We start from the raw sequence: 17,514 nt of genomic DNA, 5'->3' as shown, positions 1-17,514 counted from the left end.
TCTTCGTTATAAATTTGTGCAATATAAATTAAATACCTACATTTACGCCGCTGCCTTGTTTGTCAAAAATTTTCTTAGCAAGAGAGGCTACATGTGCCCCTGCTTCTACTGGCGGCATTCCGCCTGCATGAATATTGGAGACCACGTTTCTATCAGATTCAACAGTGCCTCGTTTAGGTCTCCAGCAAAGATATGCGCTCATACTTGTAGCTGTCCCAAGTCCGGGTCTTTCGCCTATAAGCTCAACTACAACATCAGCCTTTATTACTTCATTTACGTCATCCATTACCGGCACTCTGCCATATTTTATGAAAAACGGGGTTCCTACATCAAGACCATTGGTTTTAAGTCCCTCTAAAAGTGCGGGCAGAAAATCAGGCACATTAGCTTCGATAGCTTTAGAGCTTAAACCGTCGACTACAATAACCTGAATCTGCGGCTGCATTTTGCACCGTTTTTTTATCTCTTCTTTAGCTTCTTCGGAAAGAATTTTCCCAAGATCCGGGCGTGTAAGATATTCATCTTTATCTTTAACTACCGTCTGCACACTGAATAATCCCATCTTGTTTAAAAATTCTTCTGATACATCGCTAAAAACTGCGTCCATAGCTGAGGCGTGATCAGCTCTAAATCGAAGCCATGGTATCGTAAGGTAGCGCGGACCGGTTCTACCTATACAGATTCGAGCAGGTGTTGTTTTTTTAATCCTTAAAAGAAATTCTTCGTCCATAGGATTTTTTACAAAAACTTTCTCGAGTAAACTGTATTCAGTTATATCTGAAAATTCTATGACTTTTTCGCCATTGGGTTGGACGTTTTCCCCTGTTTTGCAGGCCTTGTCAGGATCTGCCTTATCCTTCAATTCTTCTAACACTTTTTGTACTATAGTATTAATTTCATCGTCTTTAAAAAGTGTCATTTCTTCACCTTCTTCCTAACGGAGTCATAGTAGCAAAAATTGATGGATCGCCAGCTATTGGCGTCAGCCTGCCGTCTTTCATAATTCCCATTTTTTCAAGCCACTTTTCAAATTCCGGAGCAGGACGGCGTCCCAGCAGTTCTCGAAGGGTTGCATCATCATGATAGCTGGTATCTTGGTAGCTAAGCATGCAATCATCGCTTCCCGGAACTCCCATATAATAGTTGGCTCCTGCCATAGCTAGCAGCATAATTGCGCCTTCTTGGTCGTTTTGATCAACTTTTACATGGTTTGTATAGCATGGTGCCATTCCCATTGGTAGACCTAAAAGTTTGCCCATAAAGTGATCTTCCAAGCTCGCTCTTGTTATTTGTTTTCCATCATATAATGTTTCAGGTCCGATAAAGCCTGATACGTTGTTCACCATAAATGGCATATATCTTCTACCAAACCCATATGTTCTAGCTTCAAGGGTCTGCATATCGGCTCCGTGGTGGGCATCGAGGGAAAGTTCTGAACCTTGACCTGTCTCAAAATACATAAAATTCGGTCCTGGTGCAAAACCCTTTTTCTTAATCATGTCAAATGCTTCATCCAACATTTTAGCGCTTATACCAAAAACCTTATTGCAGGTTTCGCTGCCTGATATGCTCTGGAAGAAGGCGCATACCCTGGCACCTGCTTCTACCGCTTTCATCTGAGTGGTTATGTGGGATAGAACACAGTTTTGTGTAGGTATAGCCCAGTCCATCATAAAGTCAAAAGATGCGTTCATTAACTTTACAGTATTTTCTACTGTATCTTCATTGGGGTTGATGCCGATAACTGCATCACCGGAACCATAAGTAAGGCCTTCCATTACAGATGCCAGTATTCCTTCAACACTGTCGTTAGGGTGATTGGGCTGAATACGATATGAAAGTGTCCCAGGAAGACCGATTTCTGTTCTGTTTTTAGTAACCACATGGATTTTTGACGCTGCATACACCAAATCCATGTTTGACATCAGTTTTGCAACTGCTGAAACCATTTCTGCAGTTAAACCGGCAGACACACGGTGAATATCTTCACATGTTGTGTCATGGCTTAAAATCCATTCACGAAGTTCAGCAACTGTCATTGAGCATATGCTCTTATAAATTCCCTGAGAAAGACCGTCGTCAATTACTCTCGTAACCTCATCTTCCTCATAAGGAATAACTGGATTTTCTCTAAGATCTTTTAAGGTAAGTTCTGCAAGAACTCTTTTTGCCGCCACGCGCTCGGCATTATTTTCAGCAGCAATTCCGGCAAAAATATCTCCTGATTTTTCCTCGCTTGCTTTAGCAAGAATTTCTTTTATGCTAAAGAATGTGTAATTTTTTCCAAACAATCTAGTTGACCAAGGCATAATTTATTCACCCCCAAGATTTATGCTGCACTTGGCTATAACGCTCTTTATAATCTTTTCTTTCTCCTCACCGTCTATGTTTTTTTCTTTACAGTATTCATCTACTACTTTTCTAATTTGTTCTAACTCAGAACAATCTTTTTTAGTTTTTACTGTTATTCCTGCAGCCATGAGTGCATCCTTTGCTCCGGGTAAAATCATAGTATTGTCATCTACATAGATTTCTTTTATGCCTTCAAAATACCATTTGTCCACATCCTGCTTTGTAATAAGTTTTTTGTTTATAACACTCACCCCCTTAAAGCAGTGCTTTCAAAACATCCTTCGCCACAGAAGGTATAATAATGCTGTTTACTAACATTCCTTCCGGTTCTGCCTGTTGCCGACCTGCGCTAACTGCCGATTCTACGGCGCTCACATCTCCTATCATAGTCACAAAAGCCTTACCTCCAAGGCCCATAGCCGGACGTATTTCAATTAGCTTTACACCACCGCTTTTTGCCGCCGCATCCGCCGCAATAACACATGACGCTACGGAAAAAGTCTCTATAACTCCTAAAGCCCTTAGTGATTCATCACTTTCCTCTATTGCAACAGCAGCTTCAAGAGCAGGAAAAACATCATCGTGAACACTTGAAATCAATATCGAATCTGCTAAATAATGTTCTACTGTGCTCTTGCCTGCATCTAAAGAACTCTTCACGGCTGCCACATCACCGCCAATAAGAACTAAAAATTTCCCGGGGCATATTGGCCGTGCTAAAAACAGCTTAACCGGAGCCATTTTAACCATAGCATCAGCTGCTTTAATTCCTCCTGCAATGCTTATTGTTTCGATGATACCTATGGCTTTTTCCATTATGATTCCTCCCCCCGGATAACAATTTTATCCTTATCGCTTTGCTCGACGATTCCGTCTATACTGGCATGAATGTAACAGCCTAGTTTATCTTCAGGCACAGTACCTATCACTTGACCCCTTGCTACTCTATCGCCTACATTTACTATTGGAGTTGCAGGAACGCCCGTATGCTGTTTAGTCGGAATAAAAACTTTGGGCGGCTTTACAAAATTTCCATCTACTAAAGAAGCATGCCGCTCAAACTCTGTAAGATTTAATCGTGCTTTTAGGCGGCTTGTAGGCACCTTTCGCCATTCTCTGGCTTCCCGAGGTTTGAAGGTGGTTTTGTGGGAGGTATACTTTACTCCGGCAGCTGCAAGTTCCTTTTTTAAGGCTTGGTTGACTCGACGTGGTGAAAGCTGCTGGGGGCATGAGTATGCTTCGCAAAGACCACATTCGCAGCACAAAAGTGCTTGCTTAATATAATCGCTTGTAAGTCTAAATCCAACGGTCAACATAATTTTCGATGGTTGTAAGTCGTGTCCTAAAAGATAGCGAGGGCACTGCTCGGTGCAATAGCGGCACTGTATACAGGAAATCTTGGCCATTTTTAATATATAATCCATGCTGGATGTTTTTACAGTCACAGCAGGATGGTCGTTGGGGAAAAGCAGGAGGCCTCCTGTTGTTTTTACGATAGGCATATCAGGGTTTGTAATATTTCCCATCATGGGTCCACCGTCGATTATAACTTTATCTTTGTATTCTATTCCGAGAAAATCCAACAACCATCCTATATTAGTTCCTACCGGAACTTTTAATGTTATAGGATCTTTTACATCTCCTCCGATGGTAATATACTTATCAATCACCGGCGTATCTTCTTCAATGGCATTGTACACGTTGTATAAAGTTTCAATATTGTTTACTACCGCTCCTACCAAAAGCGGTATACCGCCTTCCGGCACAACTCGGCCTGTTATTTCATAAACAAGCACTTGTTCGTCGCCTGCCGGGAAAAAATCTCCCATTTCAAAAATTTCAATATTGTTTTCGGCTTCAGTTGTAAGCTCTTCTCGTAACGCTTTTATAGCTTGCTTATACTTTCCTTTTAAAGCTATAACCGTTTTCGCCGCTCCGGTGTATTTTGCAAGATGATTTAGTCCTTTTATGACTTTGCCGGGAAACCTTGCCATTATTTCTTTGCTTACATCAAGCAGCGGCTCACATTCAGCTCCGTTTGCTATGTAGTAGTCTATACCGCCTTGCTTGAGCTTTGCGTATGTTGGAAATCCTGCACCACCGGCACCTACTACACCCATTTCTTTTAATTTTTCATTTACTTGCAATTACACCATCTCCTAGCTGCCTGAATCTATTTCCATCGAATCAATAATTCCTACAATTGCTGCATCTACCGGCATTGATTCGTCGGATACTTTTCTGGCAGAACTGCCGGAAGCGACTATTACCAGTTCACCTACGCCGGCCCCTATATTATCAATCGCCACATAAGGTGTCCCAATTTCTCTTTGACGCTCATCCACATTTACAACTATTAAAAATTTCTGACCCTTCAGGCTCTCTTCCTTGCGGGTTGCCCAGACATTGCCTTTGACTTTGCATATATGCACCTATTCCACCGCCCATTCAACATCTACTTTATTATCCTTGGCCGCATCTTTTGCAAGGGGCGTCAGTATAGTGCGCGGTGGCAAGATTATCTTGTTAAAGCCTTTGAGTATGGCATTATTAACTACTTCCGCAGTAACCGGGGCCTTGCTTTCCAGTGTTAAAACATTTTGCTTTTCCTGGGCATTTTCCGGCGGCTTAGGTTTTAACGGTTCTGGAGCAGTTTCAATTTTGCATTCCGTGCCGGCAGGCACAGTCTTTATTCCTGTGTCTTTTTTAATGTAAAGGACTTTATTTGCCAGCTCTTCAGCTTTACACATGTCAACACCTAGTTGCTCCACCCTTTTTAGCACTTCGCCAACCATACGAGCATATGCTGCCGGCATTGATTTTAACGGAATCGAGTCTGTTATGGCAATAACTTTTTTCTTTAGCAAAAGGCCGCAGGCCAGTGCTTCACTTGCAACAGAATCTCTTATTCCTACAGCAGCTTTTGCAGCTGTATTTTGGGTAAGGGTTGGAAATATTATCTTATCTACAGCAGAAAGAGCATCATAAAGATTTTCTTCTATTGCATCCTCAAATTCTATAGCTTCTCGTATTCTTTGTTTACCTACGGCTTTTTCCGCAGATTTGCTAAAAAGTGCAATAAAGTCAAATTTCTCAGAAAGCAGCTTTAGCTGTTCTAAAACCATATCCAGGTTTCCGGTTCCGCCGGTAAAAACCAACAATATTTTTTCTTTTTGACTTTCTTCTTTCTTAATTTCTGCTGTGCCTGCTGCGCCTTCCATTTTTTTCATTACTTCTCGGACAACAGCTTCAATGATAGGCTTCAACATCTCTTGATTCAATCCCATTCACCTCCAAACAGCTCAATGCAATACCCAAAGGCGTTACCAGCAGGGGATCTGTCGGTTTAAATGTGGGAATGTGCAGTTCGTTTTCTATAACCTTTTCTATGCCTTCAAGGCAACATGTTCCACCAACCAAGTAAATGCTTTTCACATCATACCCACGAATTTTACTTTTAATTATGCTTGCAACTTTTTGAACTACAGGCTTTACCATGAGCATGACTTCTTTTTGATTCTCAGGTCGCTTCTTAAAATCTTCCGCCTCTTCAAAGCTAATATGCCTTGCACCTGCTATAACCAGCGAAAAATGTGTGCCGCCAGTTGGCTCATCAGCAGTGTAGACCACCTTGCCGTCCTGGATAATTGCAATTCCTGTAGTTCCTCCGCCGATATCTACAACAGCACCGTTTTCAATGTTGAGCACATTGTTTGCGGCAGTTGGTTCATCCACCATGTTTATGACTTCAAATCCAGCGCCTTCGCACACATAAAAATGCGCTTTTACAGTGCTGTTGCCCGTATCAGGCGGAAACGCACCGGCAGCTTTTTCAAGTTCCCTATTTAATTTTTCCTCTAGCTCCGCCTTCAGCTCTCTCAGTATACGCGTGGCACCAGTAAAGTCTACTACCACACCGTCGCGTACCACTTGTGCAAAGCGATAGGTTACGGCCACAGGGTTTCCTTCAGAGTCTATTACAGTAAGTACAGTATACGCTGTTCCCAAATCAATGCCGGTATATAAGTCACCGATTGCATTTTCAGGATTTATCATACATTTTTCGAGGCGTGCAATAGCTTTATTGACTTTCTCCATTGTAAACATGATTATATTTCCCCAATCTCCATATATACCGTGTCATTGTTTTTTATGCACAATGCATTGGCTTCTTCGATATCAAGATGGCATTCAAGGGCATAGTTTTCATTTACTCTTACCAATACATCTCCAAGTATGCCTTTGCGCATCCCTGTATCATATCTTATCCGAACCAATTGCTTATTTTTAACACCGTATTTTTCGGCATCTTGAGGCACCATATGAATATGTCTTTTTGCAACTATTACGCCCTGCTGCATTTGCACCATCCCACAGGGTCCTACAAGGTATACACCCGGTGTTCCGTCAATATCTCCAGAATCCCTGACAACAGGCCTTACGCCAAGATGATAGCAATCTCCTACAGATATCTCCATCTGACACGCTTTGCGCTCGGGTCCTACTATTCTTACAGAATCAAAATGGCCTTTTGGCCCTATCACCATAACCGTTTCTTCAGCGGCAAATTCTCCCGGCTGGCCTAAAAATTTTTTGACTCTTAAAGGAGCATCGCCAAAAAGAATCTTCCTGGCACTTTCATCGACATGGACATGCCTGTTGGAAACGGTTACCGGAATAGGAACTCTCATTTCTCTTGCAATAATTTCTTGAGCAACTAATTTTACTATTTCATCCTTTTCCATGGCTGGACTCCTAACTTTAATATTCTTTAATATTTTCCGGCCTTTAGGCGGCACATCATTACATAAACGGCACTGCTCATGCGATTTAAAGCCTTTATGATGTCCTCTCTTTTTAAGCCTTCTGCCACATCAAGAAAAGCTTCTACTCCTGCAATCTCAGTTTCTCTTATTTGGGTCCTTACATAATTTAATTCTGCCATCATTTCTCCCATTTCATAGGAGGGAATAAAGTGGGATATGCCAAGGGTTTTTTGGGGATTATGGGAAATTTCTCTAATATCCTGTTCCGACAGACCTAATAAGAGGAAATCCTCAAGAGGCTCCGAAAGCACCTCGGCTCTTAGTATGTTTCTTGCAAGTGTCAAGATATCGTTTAAATCCTCTGCTACATTATCCATTTTTAATGTTTTAGCTTTGACTTGGGTACAGATTATGCAGGCTTCCAGCGAATCTATTTTCCCTCGAAATTTTATTCTGGGATGGCATTTTGGAACAAGATTATTAGCATATAAATGAGTGTAGGCCTCAGGTTTTTCATCTGTTCTTATTCCGGCTCCTATAAGAAAATACCGAGGTTTTTTTGAACCTTCTTCTCTTTTTTCTGCTTCAATATTAGATTTGGACTCTTTGGGATTTTCTTTTATCTCTTCTTTTTCGTCATCGGCAAAGACTATGTCTATCTTGTTTTCTGTAAGAAAACTGCGGGCGGCGGGTGTAAGAATAGTGCCTGACGGTACTTTGTACGTTTTAATAGAATCTAAATTTTTAAGGTTCGAACGTAGATCAATTTCTGTTAAGACTTTCACATAGTTCACCCTCCCCACGGCTTGAAATATTGTAAGAGGTATTACTTCCTTAATTAGTAAGCGACCGCCAGATAATATAAACAGACTGCATCAGGCAAGAAACCTTTTGGCATTACCTGACGGCCTCTTGTAAAGTATGTTCTTACAACTTTTTCTTGATGTATAAAATACATTCTACTTTTTTAATTCATAGATGCTCTGCTTCTTTATTCGTTCCTGTCTATGTGGGGTAGAATATATTCTACATCTCCATGGGGTCTTGGTATTACGTGAACAGAAATAAGTTCTCCTACTCTTGCGGCCGCTGCAGCACCGGCATCGGTAGCCGCCTTAACGGCTCCTACATCGCCTCTTACCATAACTGTAACAAGTCCTCCACCTACATGCTCCTTACCAATAAGATAAACATTTGCAGCCTTTACCATAGCATCTGCTGCTTCAATTGATGCTACTAATCCTCTTGTTTCTATCATTCCTAATGCAATTTGACCATCTGCCATTTTTATCTAACCTCCTCAAAATTTGTCAAGAAATCTTTTTCAGTACTTCTTTTACAATCTTTTTAACAAGCTCTTCTTCGGAATCACCATCTGCTTCTGCAGCAAGAAGTTCTGTTGTAAGCTCTTCAGGACTCTTTATTTCATATGCGAGCCTTTTTATATTTAGAAGATTCATTGGGCCTATGTTATCTGAAGTCGAGTTGCCTCCAAATGAGCCACAGCCCAGTGTCAGCGACGGGGTAAGCCCGGTTGTTCCGCCTATAGCGCCTAAACACGAAGGTGTATTTACTACAATTCTTGATGCGGGTTTTTCAAGGGCAAAGCGAGTAATTACCTCTTTATCCTCTGAGTGGATAGAAAGGGTGTGTCCCATGCCTCCAAGTGCCAACAATCTCTTTGAAAGTTCACAAGCTTCCTGCCAATTCTCAACTTCATAGTAGGCAAGAACGGGGCTTAGTTTCTCACGAGAAAGCGGATATTCCATTCCCACACCGCTAAGTTCTGCAAGCAGCACTCTTGTGTTAGGATCTACTTTAAATCCGGCACTTTGAGCAATAGCTGCAGCTGATTTTCCTACAATAGCAGGGCTCAGACTGCCATCGCAGCGGAAAGCAAAGCGTTCCAGTTTATGAATTTCTTCTTCATTTAAAAACACGCCGCCTTGTTCTTTAATAGCCTCCCGTACTTCGTTGGCATTTAGCTTTTCACATATTAGAGATTGCTCTGAAGAGCAAATCGTGCCATAGTCGAAGGTTTTGCTGTCAAAAATTGCTTTTACTGCTTTTTTAGCATTGGCGCTTCTTTCAATATATGCCGGCACATTGCCGGGACCTACTCCAAAAGCAGGTTTACCGGAACTATATGCCGCCTTTACCATGCCACTGCCGCCGGTTGCAAGTATTACACTTATGTCAGGATGTGTCATAAGTTGGTTTGTGGCGTCTAAAGTCGGATAGTGAATGCATCCGATTATACCTTCTGGAGCTCCTGCGTGAACTGCAGCTTTATGCATAATTTCGGCAGCTTGGCATGTGCAGTCTACAGCTCTCGGATGTGGGCTGAAAATCACGGCATTGCGCGACTTTATAGATATAAGTGATTTGAAAAATGCAGTAGATGTTGGATTTGTAGTAGGTGTAAGCGCCGCTATTACTCCAACCGGCTCCGCTATATGATATACGCGCTTTTCTTTTTCTTCATAGATAATGCCAACGGTTTTAAGGTTTTTTATGCTGTCGTAGACCTTTTTTGTGGAAAAAAGATTTTTTATTATTTTATCCTCATATTTTCCTATTTCAGTTTCTTCAACAGCTACCTTTGCCAGCCATCGAGATGCCTTTATTCCTTCTTCAGCCATTGCTTGCACAATCCTGTCGATTTCTTCTTGGCTAAAAGTCGCCAAGATTCTCTGGGCTTCTTTAGCTTTTTTTACAAGGTTCCTAACTTCTTGTATTGCTAATAAGTCTTTATCAATATTCATCATCTAACTCATCCCTCCCCTCCTTCTTTGCAAATTCCATCAGGGTTTCTATGATTTCTTGTTTTCTCATGGTATAGATCTGAGATTTTATGGTTTCTGCAAGCGGTAAAGCTTTCATAACTTTTCGCAAAGTTCTCACACCATACTCGTCCAGCCGTTTGTCCTCGGGAAGAAGTGATTCTCCCTCAGTATTTTTTAGAAATTCTCTTAAAATTTCTACAGCTTTCTTTAATTCCTCTTCTGTGTAAGGTGTAATTTCATTTGGCGTTTCGTTTTCTATGTTAATTACATTTTCATCAGGCTCGGCTGTATCAGGTTTTTTCTTAGAAACTGGTTTTTTACCTCTTATTTCATCGATAATAGCTATAGTATCATCGGCCGGGCGTGGTATAACGTGGGTTGCTATAAGCTCGCCGACTCTGGCAGCGGCAGCTGACCCTGCGTCCACCGCAGCTCTGACAGCTCCTACTTCTCCTGTTACAATTACGCAGATAAGGCCACCGGTTGTAAAGCGGTATGATGCAAACTCTACATTTGCCGCTTTGAGGCTTGCATCCAATGCCTCTATCGCAGCTACCAAGCCTCGAGTTTCAATGAGGCCCAAGGCATCTTTGCTCATAAGTATCACTCACTTAATATCTCTTAGGATATGCAGCAACTTCCATAACTGCAGCGGCAAAAGCATCGCATGCGGCTTTACACGCCGACTGAGAACCTGTCAAATGGCCTCCGGAAAAGTTGGTTTCAGAAGGCGGTGCAAAAAATGACGTCATTCTCACTTCTGCTGCTTTTATGGCAGCATCTAATGCATATACAGCTTCAATAGGAGGAGCGATTAAATATGCCAGAGGTTCCCCTTCTTTTATATTATTTATCTGCGAGAGATAACTTCCTGTTCTAGATATGCACTGGGCATAAAAGGCAATTTGGCCTTCCGGATCTGCTGCCCAGAAACAAGCTTCGTTTTCGGCAAAATCCACTGCTGCATTAATGCCGCTTTTTACCTCGGCAGGATTTGGGCCGGCAAGAATTCCGATAAACTCACCGGATAGCGGGCCTGAAGCATGAGCTGCGCCTGCATAAAATGATCTTGCATACACAACTTCAACATCAGCTTTTTTCGTAGCTTCATCGATGACTGTATAACCTACATCATCAATGTTCATAGTAAGCATGCCAATACTTCTGTGCTCTGGTTTGAGGTTTAGCTCTTTCTTTAAATAATCATTAACATTAGGAATGAGCTTTATAGCAAGTACATCAGCCTTTATAGGTTTGAATCCATACATTCCTTTTACCTCCTTTTACTTATTTAATTTTAAGCCGCTGGCTTTTGCATCATATATCTTTTTAGCTATGCTTGCGACATGGGCTCCGGCTTCTATTGGTGGAAGGCCTCCGTCATGAATGTTCGAAACAAGGGTGCGATCAGATTCGATGGTATTTTTATTCGGCTTATAGCACATATAGGCGCTCATGCTTTTAGCTGTTACAAGGCCCGGTCTTTCGCCGATAAGTTCAACTATAACTTCTGGCTGTAAAATTTCACCGATTTCGTCCATTACAGCCACCCTTGCGTATTTTACAAAGAAAGGCTTACCCATCTTTAGTCCATAATTCTTGATCGCGGCTTCAAATGCGGGAATAAAATCTGCGGCATTTGCCTCGATAGCAGTAGAGCTTAAGCCGTCACAGACAACTAATTGCACATCAGGGGCTTTGGGGCATTCTTTCAAGATTTTCTCTTTTGCCTCATCAGACAGTTTTCTGCCCAAATCCGGCCGTGTAAGATATTCATCTTTGTCTTTTACAACGGTCTGTACTGTAAAAAGTCCGAGTTTTTCTATAAATTCCGGATCTACTTCTTTAGTAACAGCATCTTTCGCTGCCGCAACATCCATTCTAAACCTTAACCATGGGTCAACCTTAAACCTGGTGCCAGCTCTCCAGATGCCTATGCGGGCAGGAGAAGTACGTTTCAGTCTTGCAAGTCCTTCCGGATCTTTGGGATTGGGTATTTCGGTCCATGTAGTAAGATCCCTAAGTCCTAAATCAGGGAGCATTTCTTCACCGGCGTCCTCCTGGGCTTTTTCAGCTTCTACGCAGGGTTTGCAAGTTGTTGGGGCAGAAGCGCTCTCCTTTTTTTCACTTGCGCTAAGTTCTTTGATTACACTTTCAACCAATTCACGAATATCTTTTTCAGATATCATTCTTTCTACCTCCTTACGTCAAGAAAATAGTAGGATCGCCGGCTATTTCAGTCAATTTGCCGTCTTTCATAATCCCCATTTTTTCAAGCCAGGGCTCAAATTCAGGGCTTGGTCTGAATCCAAAAGTCTGCCTTATTGTAGCTATATCATGGAAACTTCCGCATTGATAGTTAAGCATTATATCATCACCCATAGGAACGCCGATAAAATAGTTAGTACCTGCAGCAGCTAAAAGCACAGCTAGATTTTCAATATCATCTTGATCAGCTTTCATGTGGTTCGTATAACACACATCGACTCCCATGGAGATTCCGGTAAGCTTGCCCATGAAGTGGTCTTCTAGGCCGGCTCTTATTACTTGTTTACTGTTGTAAAGATATTCCGGGCCTATAAAACCGACAACTGTGTTGACTATAAGAGGGCTGTATCTTTTTGCAAGCCCGTAGCAGCGCGCCTCCATTGTAACCTGATCTGCTCCATGGTGTGAATTAGACGAAAGTTCTGAGCCTTGACCGGTTTCAAAGTAGAAAAAGTTCGGGCCGCGGTTAATGCTATATTTCTTCACCAATTCATAAGCTTCGTCTAACATTTCTACGGAAATTCCGAATGCCTCATTGCCTTTCTGGCTTCCTGCAACGCTCTGAAAAACAAGGCCTATGGGTGCTCCCCGTCTTATGCACTCCATTTGAGTAGTAACATGGGCCAAAACCGCATGCTGAGTTGGTATATTCCATTTTACTATTATGTCGTAAAGAGTATTTAAAAGCCGAGAGACATTTTCTGGATCGTCAATTACGGGGTTAATACCCAGCACAGCGTCTCCTATTCCATAGCTTAGACCTTCATAAGTTTGAGCTATTATTGCTTCCACATCATCTGTGGGATGATTTGGCTGAAGTCTTGAAGCGAGAGTGCCGGGTAATCCTACTGTTGTATTGGCGTGTGTAACTCTTCTGATTTTTGCTGCACCTGATACCAGATCCATGGTAGAGCTCAGTTTTGCTACACCTGCAACCATTTCGCTTGTAAGCCCCTTGCTTACCCAATCTATGTCGTCGAAAGTCGTTTTATCATCATGAATAAATTCCTTTAGCTGGCCTACTGTCCAGCTCTTAATTTTCCTGTAAGCATTCTCATTTACTTGATCTTGTATGACTCTTGTAACTTCATCTTCTTCATAAGGAACCACTGGATTGTTTCGCAAGTCTTCCAGACACATATTTGCCAGAACCTGTTTTGCTGCAACTCTTTCTTCATCAGATTCAGCAGCAACTCCGGCCAAGATATCGCCTGATCTTTCATCATTAGCCTTTGCGAGGACCTCTTTTACATCCTTGAATTTGTATACTCTTCCTCTAATACTGGTTTTGAGAATCAATTATACCTCCTCCTTAGCTGTTAGAAAATACTAGTGTTTTGATAACTACAGGAACTACGCCGCCGTCATAGAGCGGTTTGCCTATATCGATATAATCCCCCTCCTTCATAGTAAGCTGATCTATAGAAATAACGGGTCTCGGCTTGCTCAAGTTGTTTCTTAGAAGATTACCTACCGCTTTACCTATGTCATCTTCACATATAACAACTATAGGGCTTTTGGGGGCAACCCTTCTCGCGGCATTTTCGATAGCTTGTGTCAGCTCTTTTATCTTTGCAAAAGAATTGCCAAAAGCTTTCGGAATAACTATAGCGGGAAGGATTTTTGAATCTTGAACCGAGAACTTTTCCGCCTTTGATACTATTTCCGTCGAGATTTTATCCAAGTCATCGCTTGCTGTAAGATATATCGCCGGCAAGTCTCTAAAGGGAAGAACTTCAGGATCAGAAACGTATATAGTGGAACCACTGAGCTCCGTAGTATGTATACCGGCTCCAATTACCGTTGCATAAATTGTCTCCGCCGGTTTTACCAGCTTCATCGAAGTATCTTTAACAGCATTTTTTATTTCTTCGGCAAGCGCCGGCCCTAAATCCCCAAATCTTGTTATACTTCCTTCCTCAGTATCCGGTTCTTCTTCATATATAAGCCGCCCCACTCCTCCGGAAAACATAATACATTTGGGCACAATGCACTGACTTAGGTCTCCGATTGCAAGTTTTTGGGCAAGTTCGTTTGGATTTCCTAAAATTATTGAGATTAGAGCCTGTGATAGCGCTTCGGCAATGGCAAAAATTTCCGTCTTTAAGAGGTTTTTGCCTTTTTCCAATTTAATGCCTAAATAATTTGCTGTAACTTCACCACCTCGGATAAAACTTTGCACTTTGTAAGTCCATGGTTCAAAACGTATTAGTCTTCCGCCTATATCAGCGCATAAAGTAGCTTTTAGCTTTCCATCATCGAAAACAGCGATATTGCTCGTTCCGCCTCCCACATCAGCATTGGACACTGAAACATGTTTTTCATTGGAGTAAGTTGCAGCTCCTGAACCCAAACCTGCAATATATGCTTCCAGGTGTGGTCCTGCCGTCGCTACAACAAAGGAACCTGCCATTTTTGATATGGCTTCTAGGACATTTTGGGCATTTTCTTTTCTAGCCGTATCGCCCGTTATTATAACTGCGCCTGTTTTAATTTCATCGGGACTTACTTTTGCTCTCTCATATTCCTTCTTTACTATCTCCTCTATACCTTTAAAGTCGATAGTAGTTTCATCCAGCAGCGGTGTAAAATATACATCGCTCCTATAGATAACCGCTTTATCTATAATCTCTATTTTTGGCACCACAAAACCTGATGCCACATTTTTAATTTTTAACTTGCTTATAACAACGGTGGTGGTTGATGTTCCGATATCAATGCCGGCGCTGAATATTTCTTCGACTTTGCTCATGCATTTCACCTTCGCTTTCTTCGTGGAGGAAATATTATGCGGATAATAAAAGCCCTGTCCCATACATGAATAAACCATATATGAGACAGGGCTCCTTTGCCCGAAGAAAGACTCCTTTGTCTTTCGATATTTTTTAACTTTTTAATATAGTTATATATATTTCAGTTATAAGCTTATAAGTTCACTACTTAAAATTATACTTTTTGCTATTTCAATCATATCTGTGCGCTTTTCCATGCTCATCTTTTGAATTTTTCTATAAGCGTCTTTTTCTTTCATATCATATTTATCCATAAGAACGCCCTTGGCTTTTTCGATTATCTTTCGCTTTTCAAGTTTATTCTTAAGGTCAACATTTTCTTCTTTGAGTTTTTGCATTCCTTCCCATTTAGACACAGCCACTCTTAAAGCAGGATAAAGTTCGTCTTCTTTTATAGGTTTAACCAGATATCCAAAAACACCTATAGCAGTTGAAGCCTCAATAAGCTCTGCATGATGATATGCGGTAAGGAGAACTACCGGGCAAATTTCCTCTTCAATAAGGATTTTTGCCGCCTGCATGCCGTCTATGTCTCCCGGCATCTTTATATCCATAAGCACTACATCCGGTATGATTGAACGCGCTAAATTTACCGCTGTTTTACCATCTGAAGCTTCGGCAACAACAGTGCAATTCTTATCAAGGAGAATTTCCACCAAATCCATCCTAATTATCGGTTCATCGTCCACCACCAAAACTCGCATGCCATACCTCCTCTGTAAATGAAAAAGGAAATTTGACTTCCACCCTGGTACCGTCGCTTTCAGTAAAATTTATTATTCCTTTAAGGTCCTCTTCAACTAATGTTTTTATAATATTTAGGCCCAGACTGTTTGTTTTATTAAGATCTTCCTTGCTGCAGCCTATACCATCATCTTCTACAACAAGAAGTACATCATTGTTTTGTCGGCTCACGCTAATACTCACAGTGCCAGAATCTCTGCCGACAAAGGCATGTTCCAATGCATTATGCAAAAGCTCGTTAATAATTAATATAAGCGACGTTGCCTGCCGAGAAATAAGGGTAAAAGAATCACATGTCAGATTAACTTTTATATCTTTTTCATGATCTAACATGCTGTGGGTTATCATATCAAGCATCTGTGTTACAGCACTCTTTACATCGACAATATCCATTCCTTCTTTAGAAAGGACTTCATGAACTACTGCTATGCTCATAATTCGGTTTATGCTGTCTTGCAGAGCTTTTTTTGTCTGATCAGAGTCCGCTCTCCGGGCTTGAAGGCGTAAAAGGCTTGCAACGGTTTGCAAATTATTTTTTATCCGATGATGAATTTCCTTTATAACAACTGTTTGAAGCATTAACTCTTTTTCTTTAATGCGTATCTCCGTAATATCCCTAATTAGCATTAAAGCCCCTGCTGCCATTTCATCTGAGCTTTTTAGCGGAACAGACGTAAAAACAAGGTTTAATCCGGCAAGTTGAGATTCTATGTACATTTGCTCTGCCAGCACATCATATCTGAAATCCAGCTCAGGTAGTATATCGACTATTTTTTTACCTTTAATCTCCTTGCCTCTGAATCCTATTCTATCGAATATATCTCGTGCGGCAATATTGTGATAAGTAATTTCGCCATTTTTGTCAAGTATCAACAATCCATCAGGAAGAATGTTCGATACCTTGCCTTCCGCAAAAGCTACTTTAAAAAGTGTCTCTGAAAGATGTTCTGCTGTTTCCATTAAGTCTTTTACTTTTTTCTCTTGTGTGACTTGCTCAGTGATGTCCTGTTCCATAATTAGAACGCCAATTGTCCTGGAATTTTTATTTTTGATGGGAACTACGCTTTGCTTTATTGGCACCCCCTCTTGGCTGATACCCCTCATACCTATGGTGGGTAAGCCCGTCTGCATTGTTCTTAAAACTGCAGGCTCGTTTTTTCTAAGAGCCAGCTGGCCGGCAACTGGAAACCTATACAAGGAACGGGCAGTTCTTGGTTTGGCTTCTGCTACCACAATTGCAGCGTCAGGATCTTTTGTTACACAATCTACAAAAATATCTGCTTGAGTAAGGTCTGCCATAATTTGTAACATATCGGAAATTTCTTGTATTATTTTTATATCGTCGGCTTGCAGATCTGCATATTGCCAGCAAATTTCACTAACATCCTTTGTTGTGATTGACATGTAGTTCACCTCAGGAACGGGTTATTGGAGCCGGAGAAAAATCAAGAACTTCTTTTAGTACATATGTAACCTGTTTAAGGGAGGTCTCTACAGATGATACATCCCCTGTGATTACTAAAGAACCGCTGAATCTGTCAAGAAACCCTATGTTCACGCCTGCGGCCTTTGTGGCTATATCAGCCGCTATAATGGCTCCCTCGCTTGGAGTAATGGTCATAATCCCTATTGCTCCTGATTTCTCTATGCCTAATTTTTGATAAAGCGAACTATCTGGGCTGGCGATAAGATGTGCTAATGTAATCTGCTTTCCGGGGACATATTCCTGTATGATTCGCTGCTTTGTTTCGTGACTGTCCACATCTTCACCGCCTTAATTTTGATGTGAGATTAAATCTAAACTGA

20 protein-coding genes are annotated in these 17,514 nt (G+C 41.4%); all 20 read right to left on the bottom strand.

Annotated features, from left to right (window positions below):
- Window positions 1–28: 28 nt before the first annotated feature.
- Window positions 29–919, bottom strand: a complete 891-nt coding sequence (gene eutC / locus TSYNT_RS00470) for an ethanolamine ammonia-lyase subunit EutC (RefSeq protein ID WP_083497580.1) — start codon at window positions 917–919, stop codon at window positions 29–31.
- Window positions 920–923: 4 nt separating this feature from the next.
- Window positions 924–2,309 carry an ethanolamine ammonia-lyase subunit EutB gene (locus tag TSYNT_RS00465; protein ID WP_059031189.1) on the bottom strand — a complete coding sequence of 462 codons (1,386 nt, stop codon included), beginning with the start codon at window positions 2,307–2,309 and terminating at the stop codon, window positions 924–926.
- A 3-nt stretch (window positions 2,310–2,312) separates the two neighbouring features.
- Window positions 2,313–2,603: a hypothetical protein gene (locus tag TSYNT_RS00460; RefSeq protein ID WP_059031187.1), complete on the bottom strand. Its 291-nt coding sequence runs from the start codon at window positions 2,601–2,603 to the stop codon at window positions 2,313–2,315.
- A 4-nt stretch (window positions 2,604–2,607) separates the two neighbouring features.
- Window positions 2,608–3,168 carry a BMC domain-containing protein gene (locus tag TSYNT_RS00455; RefSeq protein ID WP_059031184.1) on the bottom strand — a complete coding sequence of 187 codons (561 nt, stop codon included), beginning with the start codon at window positions 3,166–3,168 and terminating at the stop codon, window positions 2,608–2,610.
- Complete coding sequence (locus tag TSYNT_RS00450) at window positions 3,168–4,499, bottom strand: 4Fe-4S dicluster domain-containing protein (protein WP_059031182.1); 1,332 nt, start codon at window positions 4,497–4,499, stop codon at window positions 3,168–3,170. Before TSYNT_RS00450 ends, TSYNT_RS00455 begins: the two co-directional genes overlap by 1 nt.
- 12 nt (window positions 4,500–4,511) lie before the next feature.
- Window positions 4,512–4,784: a EutN/CcmL family microcompartment protein gene (locus TSYNT_RS00445; RefSeq protein WP_059031180.1), complete on the bottom strand. Its 273-nt coding sequence runs from the start codon at window positions 4,782–4,784 to the stop codon at window positions 4,512–4,514.
- Window positions 4,785–5,633 carry a flavoprotein gene (locus tag TSYNT_RS00440; RefSeq protein ID WP_059031178.1) on the bottom strand — a complete coding sequence of 283 codons (849 nt, stop codon included), beginning with the start codon at window positions 5,631–5,633 and terminating at the stop codon, window positions 4,785–4,787.
- On the bottom strand, window positions 5,602–6,459 hold the full coding sequence (eutJ, locus tag TSYNT_RS00435; protein WP_059031176.1) for an ethanolamine utilization protein EutJ: 858 nt from the start codon (window positions 6,457–6,459) through the stop codon (window positions 5,602–5,604). The genes TSYNT_RS00440 and eutJ overlap by 32 nt, the downstream gene beginning before the upstream one ends.
- 2 nt (window positions 6,460–6,461) lie before the next feature.
- On the bottom strand, window positions 6,462–7,097 hold the full coding sequence (gene pduL / locus TSYNT_RS00430; protein ID WP_238142602.1) for a phosphate propanoyltransferase: 636 nt from the start codon (window positions 7,095–7,097) through the stop codon (window positions 6,462–6,464).
- A 26-nt stretch (window positions 7,098–7,123) separates the two neighbouring features.
- Complete coding sequence (locus TSYNT_RS00425) at window positions 7,124–7,903, bottom strand: hypothetical protein (protein ID WP_059031174.1); 780 nt, start codon at window positions 7,901–7,903, stop codon at window positions 7,124–7,126.
- 206 nt (window positions 7,904–8,109) lie between these two features.
- Window positions 8,110–8,403 carry an ethanolamine utilization microcompartment protein EutM gene (eutM, locus tag TSYNT_RS00420; RefSeq protein WP_059031173.1) on the bottom strand — a complete coding sequence of 98 codons (294 nt, stop codon included), beginning with the start codon at window positions 8,401–8,403 and terminating at the stop codon, window positions 8,110–8,112.
- 25 nt (window positions 8,404–8,428) lie between these two features.
- Window positions 8,429–9,886, bottom strand: a complete 1,458-nt coding sequence (locus TSYNT_RS00415) for an acetaldehyde dehydrogenase (acetylating) (RefSeq protein ID WP_059031171.1) — start codon at window positions 9,884–9,886, stop codon at window positions 8,429–8,431.
- The gene (locus TSYNT_RS12085) at window positions 9,873–10,502 is read right to left on the bottom strand and encodes a BMC domain-containing protein (protein ID WP_083497584.1); all 630 of its coding nucleotides are present in this window, start codon (window positions 10,500–10,502) and stop codon (window positions 9,873–9,875) included. Before TSYNT_RS12085 ends, TSYNT_RS00415 begins: the two co-directional genes overlap by 14 nt.
- Window positions 10,503–10,515: 13 nt before the next feature.
- Window positions 10,516–11,172 carry an ethanolamine utilization microcompartment protein EutL gene (gene eutL / locus TSYNT_RS00405; protein WP_059031169.1) on the bottom strand — a complete coding sequence of 219 codons (657 nt, stop codon included), beginning with the start codon at window positions 11,170–11,172 and terminating at the stop codon, window positions 10,516–10,518.
- 15 nt (window positions 11,173–11,187) lie between these two features.
- A complete protein-coding gene (eutC, locus tag TSYNT_RS00400) occupies window positions 11,188–12,093 on the bottom strand; it encodes an ethanolamine ammonia-lyase subunit EutC (RefSeq protein WP_083497577.1) in 906 nt (301 codons plus the stop codon).
- A 13-nt stretch (window positions 12,094–12,106) separates the two neighbouring features.
- Window positions 12,107–13,471, bottom strand: a complete 1,365-nt coding sequence (locus TSYNT_RS00395; protein WP_059031166.1) for an ethanolamine ammonia-lyase subunit EutB — start codon at window positions 13,469–13,471, stop codon at window positions 12,107–12,109.
- Window positions 13,472–13,484: 13 nt separating this feature from the next.
- On the bottom strand, window positions 13,485–14,924 hold the full coding sequence (locus tag TSYNT_RS00390; RefSeq protein ID WP_059031164.1) for an ethanolamine ammonia-lyase reactivating factor EutA: 1,440 nt from the start codon (window positions 14,922–14,924) through the stop codon (window positions 13,485–13,487).
- A gap of 165 nt (window positions 14,925–15,089) precedes the next feature.
- The gene (locus tag TSYNT_RS00385; protein WP_059031162.1) at window positions 15,090–15,668 is read right to left on the bottom strand and encodes an ANTAR domain-containing response regulator; all 579 of its coding nucleotides are present in this window, start codon (window positions 15,666–15,668) and stop codon (window positions 15,090–15,092) included.
- A complete protein-coding gene (locus tag TSYNT_RS00380) occupies window positions 15,643–17,112 on the bottom strand; it encodes a sensor histidine kinase (RefSeq protein ID WP_059031160.1) in 1,470 nt (489 codons plus the stop codon). Before TSYNT_RS00380 ends, TSYNT_RS00385 begins: the two co-directional genes overlap by 26 nt.
- Window positions 17,113–17,122: 10 nt before the next feature.
- Window positions 17,123–17,470: an ethanolamine utilization microcompartment protein EutS gene (gene eutS / locus TSYNT_RS00375; protein ID WP_059031158.1), complete on the bottom strand. Its 348-nt coding sequence runs from the start codon at window positions 17,468–17,470 to the stop codon at window positions 17,123–17,125.
- Between the last annotated feature and the right edge of the window lie 44 nt (window positions 17,471–17,514).

This window comes from Tepidanaerobacter syntrophicus, assembly GCF_001485475.2.
GTDB lineage: Bacteria > Bacillota > Thermosediminibacteria > Thermosediminibacterales > Tepidanaerobacteraceae > Tepidanaerobacter > Tepidanaerobacter syntrophicus.
This window is presented reverse-complemented; position numbering and strand designations above follow the sequence as displayed.